At 45.3% G+C, this 15287-nt stretch carries 13 protein-coding genes, 8 tRNA genes and 1 other RNA gene; 9 read left to right on the top strand and 13 right to left on the bottom strand.

Annotated features, from left to right (window positions below; genetic code table 11):
- The first annotated feature begins 70 nt into the window (after positions 1-70).
- Complete coding sequence (locus M3085_RS08365) at positions 71-2179, top strand: prolyl oligopeptidase family serine peptidase (RefSeq protein ID WP_410554459.1); 2109 nt, start codon at positions 71-73, stop codon at positions 2177-2179.
- Positions 2180-2559: 380 nt separating this feature from the next.
- On the opposite strand, the gene M3085_RS08370 is transcribed toward M3085_RS08365, so the two are convergent.
- A tRNA-Thr gene (locus M3085_RS08370) sits at positions 2560-2633 on the bottom strand.
- Positions 2634-2918: 285 nt separating this feature from the next.
- On the opposite strand from M3085_RS08370, the gene M3085_RS08375 reads away from it, so the two are divergent.
- From M3085_RS08375 to M3085_RS08400, 6 genes are read left to right on the top strand one after another with little or no spacing between them, the layout of a single operon-like run.
- Positions 2919-3452 carry a DUF4199 domain-containing protein gene (locus M3085_RS08375; RefSeq protein WP_178256411.1) on the top strand — a complete coding sequence of 178 codons (534 nt, stop codon included), beginning with the start codon at positions 2919-2921 and terminating at the stop codon, positions 3450-3452.
- A 13-nt stretch (positions 3453-3465) separates the two neighbouring features.
- Entirely contained in the window at positions 3466-4416 is a 951-nt protein-coding gene (locus M3085_RS08380; RefSeq protein ID WP_178256410.1) for a glycosyltransferase family 2 protein, read from the top strand.
- A gap of 4 nt (positions 4417-4420) precedes the next feature.
- Positions 4421-4915, top strand: a complete 495-nt coding sequence (locus M3085_RS08385; protein WP_178256409.1) for a DUF6452 family protein — start codon at positions 4421-4423, stop codon at positions 4913-4915.
- On the top strand, positions 4866-5585 hold the full coding sequence (locus M3085_RS08390) for a DUF6048 family protein (RefSeq protein WP_178256408.1): 720 nt from the start codon (positions 4866-4868) through the stop codon (positions 5583-5585). The genes M3085_RS08385 and M3085_RS08390 overlap by 50 nt, the downstream gene beginning before the upstream one ends.
- A complete protein-coding gene (locus M3085_RS08395) occupies positions 5586-6164 on the top strand; it encodes a manganese efflux pump MntP family protein (protein WP_178256407.1) in 579 nt (192 codons plus the stop codon). It begins immediately after the preceding gene.
- A gap of 15 nt (positions 6165-6179) precedes the next feature.
- Positions 6180-7190, top strand: coding sequence for an FAD:protein FMN transferase (locus M3085_RS08400; RefSeq protein WP_178256406.1), 1011 nt, complete (start codon positions 6180-6182; stop codon positions 7188-7190).
- A 122-nt stretch (positions 7191-7312) separates the two neighbouring features.
- Here the strand turns inward: M3085_RS08400 and M3085_RS08405 are convergent, their stop codons facing one another.
- Positions 7313-8173, bottom strand: a complete 861-nt coding sequence (locus M3085_RS08405; protein WP_178256405.1) for an RNA polymerase sigma factor RpoD/SigA — start codon at positions 8171-8173, stop codon at positions 7313-7315.
- Positions 8174-8388: 215 nt separating this feature from the next.
- Positions 8389-9888, bottom strand: a complete 1500-nt coding sequence (locus tag M3085_RS08410) for a trypsin-like peptidase domain-containing protein (RefSeq protein ID WP_178256404.1) — start codon at positions 9886-9888, stop codon at positions 8389-8391.
- Positions 9889-10410: 522 nt separating this feature from the next.
- Here M3085_RS08410 and rnpB point away from each other — a divergent pair.
- Together rnpB and M3085_RS08420 are read left to right on the top strand one after the other, a co-directional pair.
- Positions 10411-10776: RNase P RNA component class A (gene rnpB, locus M3085_RS08415), an RNA gene on the top strand.
- 22 nt (positions 10777-10798) lie between these two features.
- On the top strand, positions 10799-12112 hold the full coding sequence (locus M3085_RS08420; RefSeq protein ID WP_191709226.1) for a YihY/virulence factor BrkB family protein: 1314 nt from the start codon (positions 10799-10801) through the stop codon (positions 12110-12112).
- A gap of 86 nt (positions 12113-12198) precedes the next feature.
- On the opposite strand, the gene M3085_RS08425 is transcribed toward M3085_RS08420, so the two are convergent.
- The 10 genes from M3085_RS08425 to nspC form a co-directional block, all read right to left on the bottom strand.
- Entirely contained in the window at positions 12199-12804 is a 606-nt protein-coding gene (locus M3085_RS08425; RefSeq protein WP_178256401.1) for a riboflavin synthase, read from the bottom strand.
- Positions 12805-12826: 22 nt separating this feature from the next.
- A complete protein-coding gene (locus M3085_RS08430; protein WP_178256400.1) occupies positions 12827-13036 on the bottom strand; it encodes a hypothetical protein in 210 nt (69 codons plus the stop codon).
- Positions 13037-13153: 117 nt separating this feature from the next.
- Positions 13154-13226: transfer RNA gene (locus M3085_RS08435), tRNA-Gly, on the bottom strand.
- A gap of 35 nt (positions 13227-13261) precedes the next feature.
- Positions 13262-13334: transfer RNA gene (locus M3085_RS08440), tRNA-Gly, on the bottom strand.
- Between the two features lie 6 nt (positions 13335-13340).
- Positions 13341-13421 (bottom strand) — tRNA-Leu (locus M3085_RS08445).
- A gap of 54 nt (positions 13422-13475) precedes the next feature.
- Positions 13476-13548: transfer RNA gene (locus M3085_RS08450), tRNA-Gly, on the bottom strand.
- Positions 13549-13555: 7 nt separating this feature from the next.
- Positions 13556-13642, bottom strand: a tRNA-Leu gene (locus M3085_RS08455).
- 13 nt (positions 13643-13655) lie between these two features.
- Positions 13656-13736, bottom strand: a tRNA-Leu gene (locus M3085_RS08460).
- 58 nt (positions 13737-13794) lie between these two features.
- A tRNA-Gly gene (locus M3085_RS08465) sits at positions 13795-13867 on the bottom strand.
- Between the two features lie 139 nt (positions 13868-14006).
- The gene (gene nspC, locus M3085_RS08470) at positions 14007-15170 is read right to left on the bottom strand and encodes a carboxynorspermidine decarboxylase (RefSeq protein WP_249052856.1); all 1164 of its coding nucleotides are present in this window, start codon (positions 15168-15170) and stop codon (positions 14007-14009) included.
- Positions 15171-15287: the final 117 nt, after the last annotated feature.

Consider the following 15287-nt stretch of genomic DNA (forward strand, 5'->3'; position numbering starts at 1 on the left):
GCGAATTGGTCAACTCGTTATTATTTCATATCTAATCTAAATCACTGTATCAATGAAAAAAACAGATCTTATGACAATGACAGCTGCCATGATGTTGGCTACTTCTGCCTGTGTAAGTCCTGAAAACACAACCACAGATGACAGTCCAATTATCGGACGACAAGAAATTACCATTGCCGACGGTCGGCTTACTCCCGAAGCATTATGGGCAATGGGGCGCATCGGCAGCTCAAGCGTTTCGCCGGACGGAACAAAAATAGCTTACACTGTTTCTTATTACAGCGTAAAAGAAAACAAAAGTCACCTCGCCATTTATGTGATGAATGCCGACGGTACAGAAAATACTCTGCTTACCACGACCTCTGCCAATGAAGGAGAACCCGTATGGATTAAAGGCGGAACAAAAATAGCTTTCCTCAGCGCGGCAAGCGGAAGCAACCAGATTTGGGAAATGAATCCGGACGGAACCGAACGCCTGCAACTCTCACATTACGAAGGTGATATCGAAGGGTTCCGCTTTTCGCCGGATGAAACCAAAGTGCTTTTCATCTCACAAATCAAATACGGCGAACGTACCGCCGATATTTATCCCGACTTGGACAAGGCAAGCGGAATCATCGTAGACGACTTGATGTATAAACATTGGGATGAATGGGTGCAAACCATTCCTCATCCATTTGTAGCCGATTTTAACGGCAAAGAAGTGGGCAAAGCTACCGACATACTGGCGGGCGAGCCGTACGAATCGCCCATGAAGCCCTTTGGAGGCATCGAACAGTTGGCTTGGAGTCCGGACTCAAAACAGATAGCTTATACCTGCCGCAAGAAGACGGGCAAAGAATATGCTGTTTCAACAGACTCGGACATCTATTTATATAATCTGGAGAGCAAAGAAACACGCAACTTGTGCAAAGAAGATGCCAACGACAAGAACAAGGGCTATGATACCAACCCTAAATTTTCGGCAGACGGACAATACATTGCTTGGCAAAGCATGGAACGCGACGGCTACGAGAGCGACCGGAATCGCCTGTGCGTGTTTAATCTTCAAAGTGGAGCAAAGAAATACGTAACAGAGTCTTTCCAGTCGGGCGTAGACGACTACTGCTGGGCTGCCGACAACAAAACGCTGTATTTCACCGGTGTATGGCACGCCACGAGCATGATTCACAGCACGAATCTGGAAGGTGACGTAAAACAGTTGACAGACGGAATGTACGATTATGTATCGGTAGCCACGCTGGGCGACGGGAAATTGCTCACCAAACGTCATTCTCTCAGCGAAGCCGATGAACTGTTTACGGTAGATTTACAGGCAAATAACGCAGTAACCCGCATCACCAAAGAAAATGACCATATTTTCAGCCAGCTAAAACTGGGTAAGGTAGAACCGCGCTGGATGAAAACCGTGGATGGAAAAGACATGCTTTCATGGGTGGTTTATCCTGCCGACTTCGACCCCAATAAGAAATATCCTACGCTGTTGTTCTGCGAAGGCGGTCCGCAAAGTCCCGTCAGCCAATTCTGGAGTTATCGGTGGAACCTGCAAATCATGGCTGCAAACGATTACATTATCGTAGCTCCCAACCGCCGCGGCTTACCGGGATTCGGTATGGAATGGCTGGAAGAAATCAGCACTAATTACGGCGGACACTGCATGGACGATTACCTGACGGCAATCGACAACATGGCTCAAGAGCCTTACGTAGACAAAGACCGGCTGGGATGTGTAGGTGCAAGTTTCGGAGGCTATTCTGTTTACTGGCTTGCCGGGCACCACAACAAACGTTTCAAAGCATTCATCGCCCACGATGGATTCTTCAACATGGAACAGCAATACTTGGAAACCGAAGAACTTTGGTTTACGAATTGGGATTTAGGCGGTGCGTACTGGGAGAAAAACAATCCGGCTGTGAAACGCAGCTATGCCAACTCTCCTCACCTCTTTGTCGACAAATGGGATACTCCGATTCTTTGCATCCACGGCGAGAAAGATTACCGTATCCTTGCATCGCAGGGCATGGCAGCCTTTAATGCCGCCAAGCTGAGAGGAGTGCCTGCCGAGTTGCTTATCTTCCCGGATGAAAACCACTGGGTGCTGAAGCCGCAGAACGGAATCTTGTGGCAACGCACGTTCTTCAAGTGGTTAGACAAATGGTTGAAACCGGAAAAACAATAACCTGAAATACGGAAACCACAAATAAGAAGAATCGCTCAGATTTTATGGAAACAGCCATCGTTCCCATAATAATCTGAGCGTTTTTTTATGCGCTTCCTCTCCCTTCAGAACACGGCTTCTCCTGCCAGCGGCAGCCTGTTCATCCTCTGTCTGAAGGCTGAAAAAACGCTACCCATAGAACCGGTCAACACTATGGGTAGAAATGCTCAACGCTACCGTTAGAAACAGCCAACACTAACGGTAGCGTTTTTCAGGCTTATAACGTCGGAAAATATCTTCTTATGCCTCTGTCGGGTGTAGGAAATTGAAGCAGATTTGAGTTTTGACATAAAAAAAGCTGTCCCAAAATCATTTTGAGACAGCTTCGTTCGAGTATTGAGAGCCTCTTGTCGGATTCGAACCAACGACCCCGAGATTACAAATCACGTGCTCTGGCCAACTGAGCTAAAGAGGCAGGTGGGTAAGCTGTCCATATCGCGCCGCTACAACCTTCTACCTTTGCTGCGATCAAGCCCTGGAGGATTCAAAGGGAGCTGGCCGTATGGGACTTACCCATATTTCATTTTCATCATCAATCTCTCTCGATTGCGGGTGCAAAGGTAAACATTATTTTTTATTCCGCAATACCCTATTAAAAAAAATTGCTCATTTTTCTTGAAAAACGTGATTTTTCATTCTTTTATATAGCATGGATAAGCGAAAAAACGTACTTTTGCATGAATTAATCAATATAACAGACATGACAACAGACAAACCGGCAACCATACAGCAACATGCCATGCGATACGGAACTTTTATGGGTATTTTCTGGATTTTCAAATTCGCTTTTCTCCCGTTAGGTTTTACCATTCCGTTGTTACAACTGTTCTTCATCTTGCTAACTTGTTTCGTCCCCATATTGGGCTACATTTATACCCGCAAGTTCAGAAACTATTACTGCGAGGGAGTTATCAGTTTTTCGCGTGCGTTTTCTTTTACTTTCTGCACATACGTGTTTGCAGCCATGCTGACGGCGGTAGCCCATTATATTTACTTTCGCTTTATCGACGAAGGATATCTGGTTAACATGTACCTGAACCAGTTAGAGGCTATCAAGTCATCGGCAACGGGCGAAATGCTGACTTCGGTCGACCAACTGATTACGGCTTTCAGCGTAGTGTCGTCTCTGTCTCCCCTTGAAATAACATTCCAACTCATATCGCAAAACGTTATATACGGCACTCTGTTAGCGTTACCTACCGCTTTGCTGGTTATGAGAAGAAAAAAACAATAGCACATCAAAAACAATGGATATTTCAGTTATCGTACCTCTTTATAACGAGGAAGAATCTTTGCCCGAACTCTATGAATGGATTGCAAGGGTAATGAAGGCCAACGGCTTCAGCTATGAAATCATTTTCGTGAACGACGGAAGCACCGACCGTTCATGGCAGGTCATTGAGGAACTCAGCCGTAAGTCGGATGCAGTAAAGGGTATCAAGTTCCGCCGGAATTACGGGAAGTCGCCGGCTCTCTACTGCGGTTTCGAGCGCGCGCAGGGCGATGTGGTAATCACTATGGATGCCGACTTGCAAGACAGTCCCGATGAAATACCGGAACTTTACCGCATGATTACCCAAGATGGTTACGACCTCGTATCGGGATGGAAACAAAAACGTTATGACCCGCTTTCGAAAACCATTCCCACCAAACTTTTCAACGCTACGGCGCGTGCCGTATCAGGTATTCATAATCTGCACGACTTTAATTGCGGACTGAAGGCATATCGCCGTGAAGTCATCAAAAACATAGAAGTATACGGCGAAATGCACCGCTATATTCCTTATCTGGCGAAAAATGCTGGGTTCTGCCGCATCGGAGAAAAGGTCGTTCACCATCAAGCCCGCAAATATGGCAAGACAAAATTCGGGTTAAACCGTTTTGTCAATGGCTACTTGGACTTGCTCACCTTGTGGTTTCTCTCTAAATTCGGAATCAAACCGATGCACATCTTCGGCTTTTTGGGGTCCATCATGTTTATCTTAGGCTTTATAGCCGTTATAACCGTGGGAGCAACCAAGCTGTATGACATGTATCACGGGAACCCTTACGGACTGGTTACAGACAATCCTTATTTCTATCTGGCGCTGACAACCATGATATTAGGAACTCAACTATTCCTTGCCGGATTTATAGGTGAGCTGATAGTACGTAACGCACCGGAAAGAAACAAATATCAAATCGAGAAAGAATTATAATCCCATGAAGAAACTACCGGTTATTTTATGCGTATTGTTGATGTCGGTATTCTTTTTCCCGGCGTGCGAGGTAGAGAATTGCCCGCCCAACTCGTTGACGTATGCCCAGTTCAACTTTGTCGACCAGTACGGACGAAGCATTGAATATACAGACACGCTCACCGTAGTAGGACGAATGGTTACCGCCGATACTACCATTAATGACACGCTGATAAACAGGGAAACAAGCGTAAGCTCGCTCAGCTTACCGCTGAGTTACAACAACGAAACTCAATTTATCATCCGATATAACAGACAGGGGCAAGATGTTATCACGGTGAAGCATCGTAACATTCCCTACTTCATGAACTTAGACTGTGGGACAATGATGTTTTACGAAGTTACCGAAGCTACATCTACCAATCGAATGATGGATTCACTGGTTATCACTAATCCGAATATTGATAATAATGAAAAAGAGAATTTCAAATTATATTTCACTGTTGCTGATACTGAGTAGCTTCCTGCTAACGCCTTTTTCCGGCTACGGACAAGTACACAAAGCTGCATCCAAAGAGGCGAAAGAAGAAAAAAAAGAAGAGGTACCTTTTTATCAGGGGACGTCTATCGGGGTAGAAATAGCCGGACTGGTAAGTAACTTTTTAGGAAGCGACATCATGAGCAGCGAAGTAGCTGTGCAGGCAAACTTCAAGAACCGCTTCCTGCCCGTGGTGGAAATAGGATACGGCAAGGCGGATGCTATTAATGACGGGAATGACCTTCATTACAAAACGTCTGCTCCTTATTTCCGCATCGGTATGGATTATAATGTATTTCATAAGAAAACCCACCTGCCGGGCTATTTATATGTAGGCTTACGTTACGGTATGAGTTCTTTTTCATACGATGTTAACGGACCGGATATGACCGACCCTAATTACGGAGAAATCATCACCCTCCCTTATTCATATAGCGGATTAAAAAGCAATGCCAGCTGGATGGAAGGCGTTGTAGGTTTAAAGGTGAAAATCTACAAAGGTTTTTGCATGGGATGGAGCGTACGCTACAAAATGCGGATGAACGTAAAGGGACACGAAAACTCCATCCCGTGGTATGTTCCCGGATTCGGGAAAAACGCCAGTAGCAGTTTTAACATAATGTATAATTTGATTTATAATCTACCTTTCTAAATGAGTTTTGCGGAAATTTGGCTTTTAGCCGTCAGCTTAGCCATCGATTGTTTTACAGTTTCGGTAACAAGCGGAATTATTCTTCACCGCATCCGATGGGGAATATTCCTGAAAATGGCGTTCTTTTTCGGATTGTTTCAGGCGGCAATGCCACTTATCGGATGGGCAGGTGCAAGCAGTTTCAATCATCTGATTGAGGCTTACGACCATTGGATTGCATTCGGGTTGCTGGCATTTTTGGGTATCCGGATGATACGCTCCCACTTCCGGGAGGACGAAGAACAATGCTGCTTCGACCCTACCCGCCTCAGCGTTATCCTTACCCTCGCCATAGCTACCAGTATCGATGCACTCGCCGTAGGCATTTCGTTTGCCTTTACAGGTTTCAACACGCTTGCTTCGCTATCTTATCCGCTTTGGGCTATCGGTATCGCTTCGTTTGTCATATCCGTAACGGGAAGTATCATAGGGGTATTCTTCGGCAAACGGTTTAATCTGCGGATGGAGCTGTTCGGAGGTTTGGTACTTATCGGAATCGGAGTAAAAATATTGATTGAACATTTATTACAGAATCATTAAAAGCTATTTCACATCATGGCAAATAAACAACTGAAATGGCAGTTGCCGTTTCTTCTTTTCCTTATTATAGGAACCATCCTTATCCTGCGTAAACAGGCACCGTATCAAACCAATCAAGGACTCATTTTCGGCACAACGTATAAAATAACCTACCAGTCGGACGATAACTTGAAAGATGAAATTGAAACTGAACTACAAAAGGTAGATTACTCGTTATCGCCGTTCAACAAGAAGTCGACCATTACTGCCATCAACAACAACACCAGCATGAAAGCCGACACCATGTTTACGCAGGTTTTTAATCTGTCGAAACAGATTTCGGATGAAACGGGGGGAGCTTTTGATATCACCGTAGCCCCGTTAGTAAACGCATGGGGATTCGGATTTAAAAACTCTGTTCTTCCTGATTCGGCACAAGTAGACAGTTTGCTCCAGTTTATAGGAATCAACAAAATCAATCTGGTAAACGGCGAAATAGTAAAAACCGATTCACGGATAACGTTAGATTGCAGTGCCGTAGCAAAAGGGTTCGGAGTGGATTGCGTGGCTCGCCTGCTTGACCGCAAAGGTGTCAAGAATTACATGATAGAAATAGGCGGAGAACTGGTTATGAAAGGGCAAAATGCCAGTATGCAACCGTGGCATATCGGCATAAACAAACCGATAGACGACTCGCTTGCGGTTAATCAGGAACTGCAAACCGTATTGGAAATAAGTAATGCAAGCATGGCAACATCGGGTAATTACCGTAATTATTATTATAAAGACGGAAAGAAATTTGCTCACACCATCGACCCGCGCACGGGTTACCCCGTACAGCATAATATACTTTCGGCAACGGTTATTGCCGACAACTGTGCCACTGCCGATGCGTATGCCACTGCATTTATGGTGTTAGGACTCGACTCTGCACGTGCCATTTGTAACTCTCACGACGAACTGGATGCTTACTTAATATATTCTGACGAGAATGGGAAAATGCAGATATTCTATACCGACGGCATGAAAAAATACCTCAAACATTAACAGGAAAAAGGCTGACGCTTCAGCCTGCATACAAACAAAAATGCCATTCCGCACACTTCATCATATCCACCGATATATCTGTGCGGGATGGCATTAATCTTTTTCGGAAACCAAACGCTCTCTTATCCCAAATAAGACTTGAGCAACTTGCTACGTGAATTTTGTCTTAATCTTCTGATGGCCTTTTCCTTAATCTGGCGGACGCGCTCACGAGTCAAACCAAATTTGTCGCCAATTTCTTCCAACGTCATTTCCTGCGTGTTAATACCGAAAAACATTTGGATGATATCCTTCTCTCTTTCGGTTAACGTAGAAAGTGCTCTGTCGATTTCCCTCGAAAGTGATTCATTAACCAACGAGCGGTCTGCCATAGGCGAATCGTCGTTTACCAACACGTCTAACAAACTGTTGTCCTCTCCTTCAACGAAAGGAGCATCAACAGAGATATGACGTCCTGATACTTTCAGTGTATCCGAGATCTTATCAACCGGAATTTCCAGTTCGTCAGCAAGTTCTTCGGCAGAAGGACGACGCTCATTCTCTTGTTCAAACTTCGAGAATGCCTTGCTGATTTTGTTCAAAGACCCAACTTGGTTCAGCGGCAAACGTACGATACGCGACTGCTCTGCCAAAGCCTGCAAGATGGACTGGCGAATCCACCAAACGGCGTAACTGATAAACTTAAAACCACGGGTTTCATCAAACTTTTCGGCAGCTTTAATCAAACCCAAGTTACCTTCGTTTATCAAATCCGGCAAACTCAATCCCTGATTCTGATACTGTTTAGCTACTGATACTACAAATCGCAAATTAGCACGTGTCAGCTTCTCTAATGCCGCACGGTCTCCTTTACGGATACGCTGAGCGAGTTCTACCTCTTCTTCTACAGTAATCAAGTCCTCACGACCGATTTCCTGTAAATACTTGTCCAGAGAAGCGCTCTCTCGGTTAGTGATACTTTTGGTTATCTTTAATTGTCTCATTTTATATAAAACGATTTGGATGCAAAGTTATAAAATAAATTTGAAAATATCCGCCTTTCGGACGGAAGTTTTTCAGATTCTATCTCATCAATTACATATATCAACAATTATACCACCAATAAATATGCCAAAGGCGTGTATGTTTAACAAAACATAACACGCCTTCTTTCCATGTTAATCTCTTCCTTAAGAAATCCTATTGCCGTTGAATATTTTTATTCGGCTTGCGACAAATCAACTGCATAATTGGCACGTTTACCTGACGGATAGACACCTGTCATGAACAATACTTGGTCGGGCGACTGCGAAGCTGCCTTCATCACGTCTTCCAAATCCTGTACGCTGCGTAGCTGTTTGCCGTTTGCTTTCAGTATAATGAATCCCTTGCGGATGCCGCTGTCTGCCATGCGTCCGTTTGAAACTCCCGTTACCTGTACGCCGTAACCCAAGTTGAGCTGGCGTTTCAGTTCGTCGGGCACTTCGCGGAAGGCTGCTCCCAGAATCTGCATGTCGGCTTTCTTAACCACTTTCGTATTACCCTGCGCATTTTTCAGCGTGATGGTAAATTCTTTTTCTTTCTTGTCGCGGAATACCGTTACTTTCACCTTGTCGCCCGGACGTTTCTTGGCGAGCAATCCTTGCAGTCTTGCCATTGATTCAACCTTTTCGCCGTCGAGCGCGATAATAACATCGTTCTTCTGCAAAATTCCGGCAGCCGAGCCTTCATCCGTTACTTCAGATACCTGTACACCGTAACCTATTCCCAGTTCTTTCTGCTCTTTACGGATTTCTTCAGGATATTCTTCGCGTCCCATATCCATACCCATGATGCCCAAAAGCGCACGCTGTACGGTTCCGTATTCTTTCAGGTCGGTCACCACTTTCGTCATGATGCTTGTGGGGATGGCGAAACCGTAGCCCGAATAGGCGCCGGTGGGCGAAACCAGCATGGCATTGATACCAACCAACTCGCCGCGCGCATTAACCAGCGCACCTCCACTGTTTCCCTGATTGATGGCTGCATCGGTCTGGATGAACGATTCTACCTGATTGGCACGCAGGCTGCGTGCCTTTGCGCTCACCACGCCCGCCGTTACGGTAGAACCCAAGTTGAACGGGTTTCCCACGGCCAATACCCACTCTCCTACCTTCAGTGCGTCGGAGTTTCCAACCGGGATGGCAGGAAAATCATCGCCCTCTATCTTCACCAAAGCCAAGTCTGTGTCGGGGTCTGTACCTATCACGCGGCCTTTCAACTCGCGACTGTCGTGCAGCTTCACGCTGATTTCGTCGGCATCGTCCACCACGTGGTTATTGGTTACGATATATCCGTCTTTCGAGATGATTACACCCGAACCGAATCCGCGCTGCTCCGGAGTCTGCACCTCACGCTGGCGTCCGCGACCGTCGCCAAAGAAAAAGTCGAAAATATCCGGCTGCCCCTGTACTATCTGAGTCTTGCTGCGCTGGATAGCCATGATGTGTACCACCGAGTTCAACGAACTTTCAGCCGCTTTTGTCAAATCAACCGGCTGCATGTTGGCAGCATCCATCGCCGCCGTACGTGTCAGCGGAACCGTTTGGAAAGAATCGTAAAAAGAAGCATTCGCCTCCGTCTTGTTCTGCATTACAGCATACGCCGTAACTCCTGCCACTCCGGCACTGACAGCAATCATAGCTGCTGCCCCTATCGCAAATTTAGTTGACGTTTTCATAATCTTATATTTCTTTATTTGTTAATTTCGAGTTTGTTTTAACTTTTCAGTTGCTAAAGTAGAACAAAATCCATACGGTTGTACACGTTGTCAGTTCTTTTTTCCGTCTTTTAACAAAGAAAGAATACCCATTAACCGCAGTTAACGGGCACATCTGCCAAATTTACATTCGTTACCACTCTCTGCCGTGCCCACGTCCGTCGGTTCTGACAGCCTTTCAGTTTTCCTGCAAAAACGCATCCGCATAAGTCTATCAACCTAAGCGGATGGATTCGGTCACTCTACCGCATGTGTTATGAGACATATACGGTAGAATTTATGATAGTTTTCCGGCCGAATAAGTAACGAATTTTATTATAGCCACAAATTCAATAAAAAAAATGAAACCGATAAAACCACAAATGTTTCAGATTTCCACGAGCCGGTACTTCAGAAAGTAGAGTTTACAGTGCGGTTGAAATAAAAAAACACGAGCGAAACCAATATATTCGGTTTATTTCCGTACCTTTGCAGATGAGAGATGCAGTCGGACGGTCTGTCGCCGGTATGTTTTATACAGGAGGAAAGTCCGGGCAACACAGAGCATCCTACTTCCTAACAGAAAGCTATCCGCAAGGGTGGAGTAACGCAGAAGAAAATAACCGCCTCGCTCCGCAAGGAAAAAGGCAAGGGTGAGAAGGTGGGGTAAGAGCCTACCAGCCGCATGGCGACATGCGGGCTGTGCGTCTTAGGAGTTGTAAGGTCATGTAAACCGGCATTAACGAGGGCTGCTCGCCCCACGTCGGAGGGTAGACCGCTGGAGTCTGCCGGTGACGGCAGATGTAGATAAATGACAGACATCCCTGCCCGTCAGGGAAACAGAACCCGGCTTACAGTCCGGCTGCATCTCTTTTATTTAATACTATCCTTTATGAAAAAGGCAACAATCAGGTATTGGCTGCAATTTCTCAGCAACGGCATCTGGCGCATTACGGAAGACGAAGTGACGCCCGTACAGCGACGGCTCTATGCCTGCATCAAAATCATCATCCTGTCCGTCCGCCAGTTTCTGAACGACCGCGTGCTGGTACGCGCCTCTGCCCTGACATACAGTACCCTACTTTCCATCATCCCGATTCTTGCCTTGCTGTTTGCCATCGCCCGCGGCTTCGGGTTCGACTCGTTCGTAGAAACCATGTTCCGCAGCAACGTTACCGAAGAACAGGCCGAGCTGGTCATTTCGTGGATTAACTCGTATCTTGAACACGCGCAAAGCGGCATCTTTATCGGTGTAGGTTTAATCATGCTGCTTTGGACGGTTTATAATCTGATAGACAACATCGAGCTGAGTTTCAATACCATCTGGCAGGTGAAATATCCACGCACGATGTTCCGCCAGATTACCGACTACTTTTCGATGATGCTGCTCTTCCCTATCCTTATCGTGGTATCGGGAGGATTGACTATCTTTATGACGACTTACCTGAAGGAGATGGAAAACTTCCTTCTACTTGCGCCTGTCATTAAGTTTTTTATCCGGCTGATTCCGTACATGCTGATTTGGGGAATGTTTATCGGGATGTATGTTTTTATTCCGAACACGAAAGTGCGGTTGAGCCATGCGTGGTTTCCGGGTATACTTGCCGGAAGTGCTTTTCAGGCTTTTCAGTACATCTACGTCAACAGCCAGATATGGATTTCAAACTACAACGCCATCTACGGAAGTTTTGCCGCGATACCGATGTTTTTGCTGTGGACGCAAATCTCATGGACAATCTGTCTGTTCGGAGCGGAAATGAGTTATGTGAGTCAGAATCTCGCCTCTTTCAACTTCGGGAAAGAGACCGAAAATATCAGCCGCCGTTTCCACGATTTTTTCTGTACCATCATACTGTCTGCCATCTGCAAACGCTTTGAAGAAGGGAAATCGCCTTACACCGCAGAACGAATCAGCAGGGAACACAAGATTCCCATCCGTCTCACCAAACGAATCCTTTATGAGCTGCAAGACATGCAACTGATTTATGAAACGGTAAACGAAAGAAAGGAGCAGGACGTCAGTTACATTCCGGGGGTAGACATCAACCAACTGACAGTGGGTATGCTGCTTGCCAAACTGGATGCCAACGGTTCGGAAGATTTCAAAATAGACCGTAATCTTTACTCCGATTCATGGGAAGCCTTAATCAAAGCCCGCGAGGATTTTACAAGAAAAAACAATCTGATTCTGCTGAAAGACCTATAAACCGAAGACGAAGAGACAAAAAAAGAGAGCGAAATCGAGGAATATTCCTCCTTTCGCTCTCCTTTCTTTATACTCTTATTTTCTGTTTATTTGCTAAGCTGCATCATCCGGCTCAAGTATTTGCCTATGATATCAAACTCGATGTTGACCACACTGCCTACGCTCAGTGTGTGAAAGTTCGTATGCTCATACGTATAAGGAATAATAGCCACCTGAAACGTATCCTCCGTAGGATTGCAAACCGTAAGGCTTACGCCGTTGACGGTTACCGAACCTTTATCTACCGTAAAGTAACCGCGCTTCGCCATTTCGGGATTAAAATCGTATTTAAAAGTAAAATACCAACTGCCATCCGCATCTTCAATCGCTGTACATACGGCAGTCTGGTCTACATGTCCCTGTACGATGTGTCCGTCTAAACGCCCGTTCATCATCATGCTACGCTCCACGTTGACTTTATCTCCCGGCTTCAATAATCCGATATTAGAACGCTCAATGGTTTCTTTCATAGCCGTTACCGTATACGTTCCGTCCTGAATGCTCACTACTGTAAGACATACACCATTATGAGAAACACTCTGATCGATTTTCAACTCGTCGACAAACGAACATTTTAAAGTAAGATGAAGGTTTTCTTGCTCTTTTACCACCTTCACCACTTCCGCATATTCTTCTACAATGCCTGAAAACATATATTCTCTCCTATAAATTTATTTAATTCTTTTTGGGTATCGGGCTGCTCCATACTGTCTCTCCTTCCGAATCGACAACCGAGATGATTCCGCCTGCATAATCATCAATATAACTGTTTCCTTTTAGCAACATGTCTTCTGCCATGTGAATAGCTTTTTCCAGCGTTTTGAGCGCAAATCCTTTATTGTCGCTCATTTTTCCGTCAGAAAAGTAAATGTCATAAGTTTTCATACTCTTTTCGTTTGGATAAATCTTTATTAAATAGCAGGCGCAAATATATCAATTCCCTCTATTCCTACCAACATATAAGCAATAAAAAAACCGGTTTGTTCAACCGGTTCACGAAAGAGCGGAAAACGAGACTCGAACTCGCGACCCTAACCTTGGCAAGGTTATGCTCTACCAACTGAGCTATTTCCGCAATCTATTTCTAATTTAAATACACGCTGTATAATGAGCGGAAAACGAGACTCGAACTCGCGACCCTAACCTTGGCAAGGTTATGCTCTACCAACTGAGCTATTTCCGCAATAAGTGCCCAGAACAGGACTCGAACCTGCATGCCTCTCGACACACGCACCTGAAACGTGCGCGTCTACCATTCCGCCACCTGGGCAATTCGTCACAACCTATAAGGTGCTACGTATACAATCATGTCAATCTACGAAAGAGCGGAAAACGAGACTCGAACTCGCGACCCTAACCTTGGCAAGGTTATGCTCTACCAACTGAGCTATTTCCGCAATCTTTTGGTGAAGGAAATGAGACTCGAACTCACACGACATAACTGTCACTACCCCCTCAAAGTAGCGCGTCTACCAATTCCGCCATTCCTCCAAATATTTCTTTGTGCCCAGAACAGGACTCGAACCTGCATGCCTCTCGACACACGCACCTGAAACGTGCGCGTCTACCATTCCGCCACCTGGGCAACTTTATCACAACCTAAAAGCTGCTACGTTATATACAATCGTGTCAATCTGCGAAAGAGCGGAAAACGAGACTCGAACTCGCGACCCTAACCTTGGCAAGGTTATGCTCTACCAACTGAGCTATTTCCGCAATCTTTCTACTAACAATCGGAACTCTTTCCCGATTGCGAGTGCAAAGGTAGTGCTTTTTCTGAAAATACCAAATACTTATGATACTTTTTTAACGAATAAGAACGCAAAAAGTAACAAATTATGTTTCCGAAAACTTTTCAACACATCCTGTCGCGGTAGTCTTCGTACTTAAATGTACGGTAGATTTCAACTTCTCCGCTACTGTGCAACAATGCTATCGAAGGATGATGTATGCCATTAAACATATTGGTTTTCACCATTGTATAGTGAATCATGTCTTCGAAAACCACCCGCTCTCCTACTTGTAATTCATGATCGAAGCGCCAACTGCCCATATAGTCTCCGCTTAAACAACTGTTTCCGCCTAACCGGTAAATATGTTCTTCTTTTTTTGCGGATTTCACGGCATCGGACGGAAGAGATTCTGCTCCTCTGACGCGAGGCTGGTACGGCATTTCAAGACAATCGGGCATGTGACAAGTAAAGCTGACATCGAGTATTGCGGTCCGTATCCCCCGACTTTCCACTATGTCGACTACCGTAGAAACCAATGTACCTGTTTGCCACGTGAAAGCCGAACCGGGCTCTAAAATAATATGCAAATGGGGATAACGTGCTTTTAATCCCTGAAGCAACCGGATAAGATGGTCGGTATCATAATCGCTACGAGTCATCAAATGTCCGCCACCCAGATTCAACCACTTCAACTGCGGGAACCAGCGTGAGAAGTGTTCTTCGATGTGTACCAGCGTACGTTCCAACTCGTAAGAACTCGATTCGCAATGGCAGTGACAGTGGAATCCTTCAATGCCTTCGGGCAACACATCGGGCAACAAATCGGCAGTCACTCCAAAACGTGTTCCCGGCGCACAAGGGTTATAGAGCTCTACTTCTACTTCCGAATATTCAGGGTTTACACGCAAGCCGCACGAAATCGGCGCTCCGCTTTCTTTCACTTGCGGGTAGAAACGATTGAATTGCGACAGTGAATTAAAAGTGATATGACTGCTATAACGCATAAAAGCCGGAAAATTTGCTTCTGTATATGCCGGCGAATAGGTGTGCGCCTTGCTGCCAAATTCTTCGTAAGCAAGTCGGGCTTCATACTCCGAGCTGGCGGTAGTATAGTCGATGTATTCGCGGAATATAGGAAATGACTTCCACATCGCAAAGGCTTTAAAGGCCAAAATAATTTCTACGCCTGCCGTATCTGCTACGTGTTTTATCAAACTCAGATTCTTTCTCAGCAAATCTTCTTCCATGACGTAGCACGGAGAAGGAACGTTGTCGGGATTCAACATAGACATACTTTTTATATTATATATAATCAGTTCATTTTTAACTTATTAAAAAGTCATCCGACTTTTCTCGGAACTTTAAAAAACGCAAGCCGTAGCGTCGATGTGTTCTATGGGTAG

Source organism: Bacteroides caecicola, assembly GCF_023337095.1.
Classification (GTDB): Bacteria; Bacteroidota; Bacteroidia; order Bacteroidales; family Bacteroidaceae; genus Phocaeicola; species Phocaeicola gallinarum.